The sequence below is a fragment of the Desulfofundulus thermosubterraneus DSM 16057 genome (assembly GCF_900142025.1).
GTDB classification, from domain to species: domain Bacteria; phylum Bacillota; class Desulfotomaculia; order Desulfotomaculales; family Desulfovirgulaceae; genus Desulfofundulus; species Desulfofundulus thermosubterraneus.
In genome coordinates this window covers 1-7,738 of sequence record NZ_FQZM01000071.1, presented here as the reverse complement: position 1 = coordinate 7,738, position 7,738 = coordinate 1, and the positions used below count along the sequence as shown (strand labels likewise).

Sequence of the window (7,738 nt, the reverse complement as noted above, 5' to 3'; positions counted from 1 at the left end):
AGGCTGGATGCGGAGGAGGCTGCGCATGTGCCTCTGGAAGCAGTGGAAGCGAGTGCGGACAAGATACCGCGAGCTGCGTGCACTGGGACTGCCTGAATGGGTAGTACATGAATTCGCCAACGCTCGCAGAGGGCCATGGCGGATGGCCCACGGGCCAATGAACAGAGCCCTGGGCAACGCCTACTGGCAGTCCCAGGGCCTGATGAGCTTAACCGAACGCTATCAAAGTCTTCGTCAAGCTTGGTGAACCGCCGGATGCGGACCCGCATGTCCGGTGGTGTGAGAGGACGGGGGCTAGCCGCCCCCTCCTACTCGATGTCTGTGATTTACAGATTACACTGCAGGCGTCTCTTCACTTCCGCACAAACTTTCTCGATGTCATTTCTTTCGAGGTCGAAATTATGATTCTTTTTGATGTCCAGCCCGGTAACGACTATATAATCGGTAACCGGCAGATTTACATGCTCAAAAATTTTTTTGGCGCAGGCCGTCGGGCAGCCGTCGATGACCACCAGCCGGTTTCCCTTTGAAGATTCAATAAAGCTTTCCACATGACCGCCTATCCCGGCCAGGCAAAAGAGCTTCCCCACCCCCTCCTTAGTGAGCTCTACGGCTGCCTGGTTGGCTATTTGACCGACATTTGAACCACCGGAGCACGGAAAGATGAGCACCGGTGCCGCCGCACAGGTACAGGTATCGGCCATTCCAAAATCCCCCCTTATTGTTTCTCTTCCTCGATGTAACGCTTGATGTCTTCTTTTCCGGGCACCTTGCCGAACACCTTGAGCTTGCCGTTGACCATCAGGCCCGGGGTAAGCATGACCCCTGCCTGCACGATCTCATCCAACTTTTCCACCTTCTTAACGTCGGCGCTCAAGCCCATCTCATTAAGCGTCTCAACCACTGCCTGGTGCAAAGCCTTGCATTTTGGACAACCGGTGCCGAAAATCTTGATCTCCATAACAATCTGCACCTCCATGATTTATTGGCATATTACCGGCATTGATTATGCCAGAATAGCTATCCCGTGGAACGGAACCTGCCAAAAGCCGGTAACATTTGAAAAACTGGCTGGCTCAGCGCAATTCGTGCGCGAAATATTTACGCCTGAAGGTAAGGGCCACGTTGACCAAGCCGATCAGCACGGGCACCTCCACCAGGGGACCGATAACGGTAGCGAAGGCCTGCCCGGAGTTGATGCCGAAGACCGCCACGGCCACTGCGATGGCCAGTTCGAAGTCGTTGCTGGCGGCGGTAAAGGCAAGGGTGGTTGTAGTTGCATAATCCGCTCCAATCAATCTCCCCAGGTAAAAGGTGACCAGCCACATGAACACAAAATATAAAGTAAGAGGGATGACCACCCGGATTACATCAACAGGTAATGTAACGATCACCTCACCCTTCAAGGAAAACATCACCAGGATGGTAAACAACAGGGCGATCGGGGTAATCATCCTGATCCTGGGAATAAAATTCTGCTCGTACCAGTCCCGCCCCCTCGATCCGACCATCGCGGTACGGGTAATGATTGCCGCAATAAATGGAATCCCCAGGTAAACGAAAACGCTTTTGGCTATTTCAGCCATGGAAACATTCACCAGAACGCTGGAAAGGCCCAGCCAGGCAGGAATTACCGTAAGGAATATATAAGCGTAAATAGAATAGGTAAGCACCTGGAATATGGCGTTGAAGGCCACCAGCCCGGCGGCGTATTCCGGACTGCCTTCGGCCAGGTCGTTCCAGACCAGAACCATGGCTATACAACGGGCCAGCCCTACCAGGATAACACCGGCCATCAGATCCGGTTTATCGCGCAACAGCAGTATGGCCAGGGAGAACATAACTACCGGGCCGACAACCCAGTTCATGATCAGGGACAGGGTTAATATCTTTTTATTGCTGAAGACCGCGGGAAGCTCTTCGTAGCGGACTTTCGCCAGGGGCGGGTACATCATCAGGATGAGGCCAATGGCAATGGGTATATTGGTCGTACCCACCTGAAACCTGCCCCAAAAGTTGGCAATTTGCGGGTATATGTAGCCACCCAGCACTCCAACAGCCATGGCCAGGAAAATCCAGACGGTTAAATAACGGTCGAAGAATGAAAGTCTGCGTGTCACCGACTCTGCCATCTAGTAATCCTCCTGTTTTTTATTCTGTTGTTCCTGGCTTTTTATAATACCCTTTTTTGTACGGAGCCGGAGCAACTTTTTGCGATACCTTTCTTAAACAGCCGGCTGGTAGCGCCGATATTGCATAAAATCAACCACCTCCTTCGCATAATTCAAGTATCCAGCGATGCAGTTTCTTGAAAAATTCCTCAGGCCCAATATCTTTAATCTGCAAAACTTTACCACCCCAATTTCCCACCTGAAGGATTAGGGTGCCCGCCGGGCACCTATTTGAAAGGTACTCTTCACTTTTTATTGTCCAGCTCCGCCTGCTTCAAAAGATAGTGTTGCTCGGGCGAAAGCGGCTTTCCGTCCTCGATTATTCTTTGCATATAGTAGAGGCACTGCCAGCCATGGAGTTGCTGCTCGGCCGGAATCAGCCTTTTAGTGGCGTAGCAAAAAATGAGGCGTGGGTCTTCCTCCACAGTTATTCCAACGCCACACCGACGGCAATCCTGCATAAACTCGCACCTCCGGACTCCTTATATTCGTTTTTTATTATATTATACTTTATTAAATAAAACAAGGCATTTTATCCGGTCAAAGTATTTCTTGATGTCCAGGTCCACGGCCCATTCGTATCCTTCTTCCACGTATGGACACAGTCCCGAATGCCTTTGATGGGTAATCCCTATTGCCTTTACAGCCGCCTGACACTATAATGAATCAGAAGCTAATTTCCTTTAATACAAATGAAGCGTACACTACAAAAGTGTTGGAGGTAAAAATTATGGCCTCCTTTCGGGAGTTTAATTTTCACCGGAAAAAATGGAGCCCTTACTTAATGGATGTTTTTAATCGCCTGCACAACATGCCCGAGCCTGGCTGGCAGGAAATAAAGACCACCAGTTTTTTGAAAGATAATTTGGAAAGACTGGGTTACGAAACAATTACTTACCACGATTGCACCGGCGTGCTCGGCGTATGGGGAAAGGGATCTTTTACCGTAGCTTTGCGGGCGGATATGGATGCACTCTGCCACCAGACAGACACGGGGCAGCGCATGATCCACTCCTGCGGCCACGACGCCCACATGGCCATGGTGCTCACTGCCGCTGCAGCCCTAATGGAACTGCCGTTACCTGCCGGGACCCGGGTGAAAATAATTTTCCAGCCGGCTGAAGAAAAGGGCGAAGGTGCCCTGCACCTGGTAGAGAAAGGGGCCGTAGATGATGTGTCCTTTCTATTCGGAGTGCATCTCAGGCCGGGACAGGAATTACCGGGTGGACAGGCTTCGCCGGCTATCCTGAATGGAGCGGCCTATCTTATTAACGGTGAGATTCAAGGGGTAAGTGCACATGGTGCCCGCCCCCACCTGGGAGTTAACGTAATCGAAGTGGCCGCGGCGCTGGTACAAATGCTGCACGCCCTGCGCTGGGATCCGCTGCAGCCGGCTTCGATAAAAATGACCCGTATCAACGCAGGTACGGAAGCCGGGAATATCATCCCCGATCGGGCTGTATTTACCCTGGATTTACGGGCACAAACCAACCAGCAGCTGAAAGAGCTGGTGCAAAAAGTGGAAAGCGTGGCTTCTAATGTGGCTGCAGCCTATGGTGCGGTAATTACGCTTACCCGGGGAATAGACATGCCGGCCGCAGAAGTGAGCAAAGAAGCCCGGGACATCATGGCCCGGGCCATTACCGACACCGTCGGCCCGGAAAATCTGGCTCCGCCCATCCTTACGCCGGGAGCCGAAGACTTTCACTTTTATACTCGCTTACGCCCGCATATTAAGGCCACCATGCTCGGGCTGGGATGTGACCTTTATCCCGGGCTGCATCACCCCGGGATGCAATTCGAACGGGCTTACCTGCTGGACGGCGCGGAAATCCTCACCCGGGCAGTCTGGTACGCCTGCACTGAAACCTGATGGTTTATGCGATATGATTTAAGGACGTAAAAGGAGGAACCTCTATGCAGGAAGACATCGTGCTCCGGCATTTAAAAACCATACCGGAAATGCGAAGTATGCAGGAAGTAGAACAATCGGTCTGGAAAATGGAATCACCCGTTCCCATCCATCAAACACTGACGGTAGCCAAAAACGGCGGCATCTTGATCGGAGCCTTTCATGGAGAGGAAATGGTGGGTATGCTTTACAGCTTCCCCGGCTTTTTAAATGGTCAGGTTTATCTTTGCTCTCACATGATGGGCATTAAAAGCGGCTGGCGTCACCGGGGCATAGGTGAACGGTTGAAGAGGGCGCAGGCAGAAGCGGCCCTGGCCCACGGTTACCGGCTGATAACCTGGACTTACGATCCATTGGAAACGGCTAACGGTTATCTTAACGTAGGCAAGCTGGGAGTAGTATGCTCCACTTATATCGAAGATTGTTATGGAGATATGCCTGACCAATTGAATCAGGGGTTACCATCCGACCGCTTTCAGGTGGAATGGTGGATAGATCAGGACAGGCCACCTTTACCACAAGGAGATGAACAAGACCTCCTTCGCTGGCAGTTAACCGCCGGCGGGCTGCCCCAACCCGTACAGGTGGTTGATAACATTCCGGATGCGCAGATCCTGAGCGTGGCCGTACCGGCCTATTTCCAGGACATTAAACAAAAAGACATGGAACTGGCTAAAGCATGGCGGCAAGCCACCCGGCAGGTGTTTACCCGCAGTTTTGCCGCTGGCTGGGCAGTAGCCGGTTTCCGCTGTCACCGGGGAGAACCGGTGCACGAATACCTGCTTGTGCAACGTCGCCTTTTATCATTACCCCAGGCGCCCTGGCAGAAAGGAGAATGAGCTATGCAACTACATTCCATCACCTTGCGAGCCATGTCCATGCGCATGAAATCACCCTTTACTACAAGTTTCGGTACCCAATGGGACAAGCACTTCATTCTGGTCGAAGTGCGGGACAAGGATGGCCGTAGCGGTTGGGGCGAATCTGTGGCCATGAAAGAACCTTTCTACAATGAAGAAACTGTGGGAACCAACTGGTTAATCATGAAAGAATTCCTTATCCCCCTTCTGTGGCAAAAACCTGTTAGCCATCCACAGGAAGTGTCATCTATTTTCAGCCACATCCGCCGCAATAATATGGCTAAATCGGCACTGGAAGGTGCATTATGGGATCTTTACGCCAAGCAACAGAATCTCCCCTTGTACCGGGTTTTAGGTGGAGAACGCACGGAAATACAAGTGGGCATTAGTATTGGTATTCAGGATTCTGTATCTAAATTGTTATCGCTCATAGAGAGATACGTGACCGAAGGATACCGGCGGATCAAAATTAAAATCAAGCCGGGCTGGGACCTGGATGTAGTTGCCGCCGTGCGTAACCGCTTCCCGGATATCAGCCTGATGGTCGACGCTAACTCTGCCTATACCCTTGATGACATCGACCATCTGGCCGAACTGGATCAGTTTAACCTGATGATGATTGAGCAGCCCCTGGCCCACGACGACATTATCGACCACGCTGCTTTGCAGAAAAAATTGCGCACACCTATTTGCCTGGATGAAAGCATTCATTCCCTGGAAGATGCCCGCAAGGCTGTAGCATTGGGCAGCTGCCGCATCATTAACATTAAAATCGGGCGGGTGGGCGGCCTGGCCGAAGCCCGCAAAATACATGATTTCTGCCTGCAAAAGGGTCTACCCGTTTGGTGTGGCGGCATGCTTGAATCCGGTATCGGCCGTGCCCATAACATAGCCATTACGACCCTGCCCGGATTCACCCTGCCGGGAGATACAGCCGCTTCCAGCCGCTACTGGGAGAAGGATTTGATAGAACCGGAGGTTACTGTAGAAAACGGCCTGATCCGGGTACCGGAGCGACCGGGTCTGGGTTATGAGCCGGTGCGGGAACGTATTGATGAATTCACCATGTACAGCGAGACTTTTCGCCCATAGAGTACTAGAAAAATGCAAGAGGAGGCACACTAATGAAAAAAGCGCTGTCTATTGCCGGAGCATATATAGGTATTGTAGTGGGAGCAGGCTTTGTCTCGGGTCAGGAGATCTTACAATTTTTTACCTGGTTTGGCTGGTGGGGAATTCTGGGCGGTTTAATTGCCACCTTTCTTTTCTGCTTTTACGGTGTACAACTGCTGGAACTGGGGCAGGAGATGCAGGCCACTTCTCACAAGGACAGCATTTACCGCATTTGCGGCCCGTGGATAGGTGCAGTGGTTGACTGGACGGTTACCTTCTTTCTCTTTGGAGTGGCTGCAGTCATGCTGGCTGGAGCAGGGGCATTATTTAACCAGCAATTCGGCCTGCCCACTATTTATGGCAGCCTGGGAATGTTAGCCATTGTTTTGCTCACCTTGCTTATGCGTATAGAGCGTATTATCGCGGCCATCAGCCTGGTTACTCCTTTTCTAATGCTGGCAATAATCATTATCACCGTCTATTCCCTGACTGGCGAAAGTATGAACCTGCATACAGTGGGTCAGTACGCCAAGCCAGCCAATGCTGCCGCACCGAACTGGATTATCGGGGCCATCCTCTATGTCTCGTATAACCTGGCTGCGACGGCACCAATGCTGATTTCCATAGGCGGTGCCATGAAGGATCACCGGCTGAACCGCACTGGCGGCATCCTGGGGGGACTGGGCCTGGGGACACTCATTCTCCTGATCGGGTTGTCCATGATGACTATTCTCAACCGGGTGGAGGGAATTCCCATGCCCACCGTCTTCCTGGCCAACAAAATTGCGCCCTGGCTAGCCGTAGCCATGTCGGTGATCATACTGGGCATGATTTATAACACTGCCGTTGGCATGCTGTACGCTTTTGCCGCCCGTCTCGTACAACCGGGAACACCGGCGTTTTTTCCGGTAGTGCTGGCCAGCGGTATACTGGCTCTGGTTTCCAGTTTCTTTGGTTTTACCAAACTGGTTGGTACGGTCTACCCCGCCATGGGTTACCTGGGTTTTCTCATGATGGGCGCTATTTTACTTAGCTGGCTGCGGAGCCGCACCAGGCCAAAACCGGATACAGTGTTAGGTAAGGAAACTCCCTGACCACAGTTCAACAACGATAACGATTTCCTTTGATCCGCATTTGACACCCCAATAGGTTATCTTTATCGCGCGCAGTTTAGCGAGATCACTGAGCCTGTCCGGAGACCCAGGGCTACCAGGGTTTAGCGAGATCACTGAGCCTGTCCGGACGGCGGTTTTTTTTCAACGCCTTGCACTCATCTTCACAAAGAGCACTATACAAATGGCTTCCTGCTCCCCCGGCCCTGGTCAACTCCCCCGCCCCGCCCATGCCCGGACGCAGCAGTAAAAAAACCGCCCTTCGGGCGGTTCTTCCTCTTCTAGAAAATGTCTTCTAAACTGTCTTCTAAACTGTTTTGCCACGGCTCTTTAGGGTGCATTTCTCCCCCACATTTTTCACAGGCAAATCTGGGTGGCATAGTCGGGTCCCCTGGATCAACCAGATCAAAATACTGGACCACCTCTTCCGGGATCTCTTCTTCAACATTACACTGCAAACAGCGATACGTTATCGTAGCCCCCTTTTCTAACAACGACCTTTCTTTTTTCTTCTTTTGTTTTTTTGCTTTTGCCATGCTCTTTTACCTCCACACCACCCGAAAAAAGGTC

General features: G+C 51.8%; 9 protein-coding genes and 1 pseudogene. 5 read left to right on the top strand and 5 right to left on the bottom strand.

From position 1 onward, the window contains the following. Positions 1–247: pseudogene (locus BUA65_RS18925) on the top strand (group II intron reverse transcriptase/maturase); the annotation flags it as partial. A gap of 79 nt (positions 248–326) precedes the next feature. Here the strand turns inward: BUA65_RS18925 and BUA65_RS17010 are convergent. The 4 genes from BUA65_RS17010 to BUA65_RS16995 form a co-directional block, all read right to left on the bottom strand. Continuing rightward, positions 327–704 (bottom strand): putative zinc-binding protein, encoded by a 378-nt coding sequence (locus tag BUA65_RS17010; protein WP_072871522.1) that lies wholly within the window; start codon positions 702–704, stop codon positions 327–329. A gap of 14 nt (positions 705–718) precedes the next feature. Beyond that, the gene (locus tag BUA65_RS17005; RefSeq protein WP_072871520.1) at positions 719–961 is read right to left on the bottom strand and encodes a thioredoxin family protein; all 243 of its coding nucleotides are present in this window, start codon (positions 959–961) and stop codon (positions 719–721) included. A gap of 115 nt (positions 962–1,076) precedes the next feature. Next, the gene (gene arsB / locus BUA65_RS17000; protein ID WP_072871518.1) at positions 1,077–2,132 is read right to left on the bottom strand and encodes an ACR3 family arsenite efflux transporter; all 1,056 of its coding nucleotides are present in this window, start codon (positions 2,130–2,132) and stop codon (positions 1,077–1,079) included. Between the two features lie 284 nt (positions 2,133–2,416). Next, positions 2,417–2,632 (bottom strand): hypothetical protein, encoded by a 216-nt coding sequence (locus BUA65_RS16995; protein ID WP_072871516.1) that lies wholly within the window; start codon positions 2,630–2,632, stop codon positions 2,417–2,419. Between the two features lie 323 nt (positions 2,633–2,955). Here BUA65_RS16995 and BUA65_RS16990 point away from each other — a divergent pair, with 323 nt between their 5' ends. Genes BUA65_RS16990 through BUA65_RS16975 form a run of 4 tightly spaced genes read left to right on the top strand, consistent with a single transcriptional unit; the run spans position 2,956 to position 7,150 of the window. Then, positions 2,956–4,044, top strand: a complete 1,089-nt coding sequence (locus BUA65_RS16990) for a M20 peptidase aminoacylase family protein (RefSeq protein ID WP_242656385.1) — start codon at positions 2,956–2,958, stop codon at positions 4,042–4,044. A 44-nt stretch (positions 4,045–4,088) separates the two neighbouring features. Next, a complete protein-coding gene (locus BUA65_RS16985; protein ID WP_072871512.1) occupies positions 4,089–4,922 on the top strand; it encodes a GNAT family N-acetyltransferase in 834 nt (277 codons plus the stop codon). Between the two features lie 3 nt (positions 4,923–4,925). Next, positions 4,926–6,035: an o-succinylbenzoate synthase gene (gene menC / locus BUA65_RS16980; protein ID WP_072871509.1), complete on the top strand. Its 1,110-nt coding sequence runs from the start codon at positions 4,926–4,928 to the stop codon at positions 6,033–6,035. Positions 6,036–6,067: 32 nt separating this feature from the next. After that, a complete protein-coding gene (locus BUA65_RS16975; protein ID WP_072871507.1) occupies positions 6,068–7,150 on the top strand; it encodes a YkvI family membrane protein in 1,083 nt (360 codons plus the stop codon). Positions 7,151–7,449: 299 nt separating this feature from the next. Here the strand turns inward: BUA65_RS16975 and BUA65_RS16970 are convergent, their stop codons facing one another. After that, positions 7,450–7,704: a hypothetical protein gene (locus BUA65_RS16970; protein ID WP_242656344.1), complete on the bottom strand. Its 255-nt coding sequence runs from the start codon at positions 7,702–7,704 to the stop codon at positions 7,450–7,452. Positions 7,705–7,738: the final 34 nt, after the last annotated feature.

Excerpts from the sequence above, each read along its gene's own strand:
- BUA65_RS17010 (WP_072871522.1), bottom strand. The coding sequence starts at position 704 with ATGGCCGATACCTGTACCTGTGCGGCGGCACCGGTGCTCATCTTTCCG.
- BUA65_RS17005 (WP_072871520.1), bottom strand. The coding sequence starts at position 961 with ATGGAGATCAAGATTTTCGGCACCGGTTGTCCAAAATGCAAGGCTTTG.
- arsB (WP_072871518.1), bottom strand. The coding sequence starts at position 2,132 with ATGGCAGAGTCGGTGACACGCAGACTTTCATTCTTCGACCGTTATTTA.
- BUA65_RS16995 (WP_072871516.1), bottom strand. The coding sequence starts at position 2,632 with ATGCAGGATTGCCGTCGGTGTGGCGTTGGAATAACTGTGGAGGAAGAC.
- BUA65_RS16990 (WP_242656385.1), top strand. The coding sequence starts at position 2,956 with ATGGATGTTTTTAATCGCCTGCACAACATGCCCGAGCCTGGCTGGCAG.
- BUA65_RS16985 (WP_072871512.1), top strand. The coding sequence starts at position 4,089 with ATGCAGGAAGACATCGTGCTCCGGCATTTAAAAACCATACCGGAAATG.
- menC (WP_072871509.1), top strand. The coding sequence starts at position 4,926 with ATGCAACTACATTCCATCACCTTGCGAGCCATGTCCATGCGCATGAAA.
- BUA65_RS16975 (WP_072871507.1), top strand. The coding sequence starts at position 6,068 with ATGAAAAAAGCGCTGTCTATTGCCGGAGCATATATAGGTATTGTAGTG.
- BUA65_RS16970 (WP_242656344.1), bottom strand. The coding sequence starts at position 7,704 with ATGGCAAAAGCAAAAAAACAAAAGAAGAAAAAAGAAAGGTCGTTGTTA.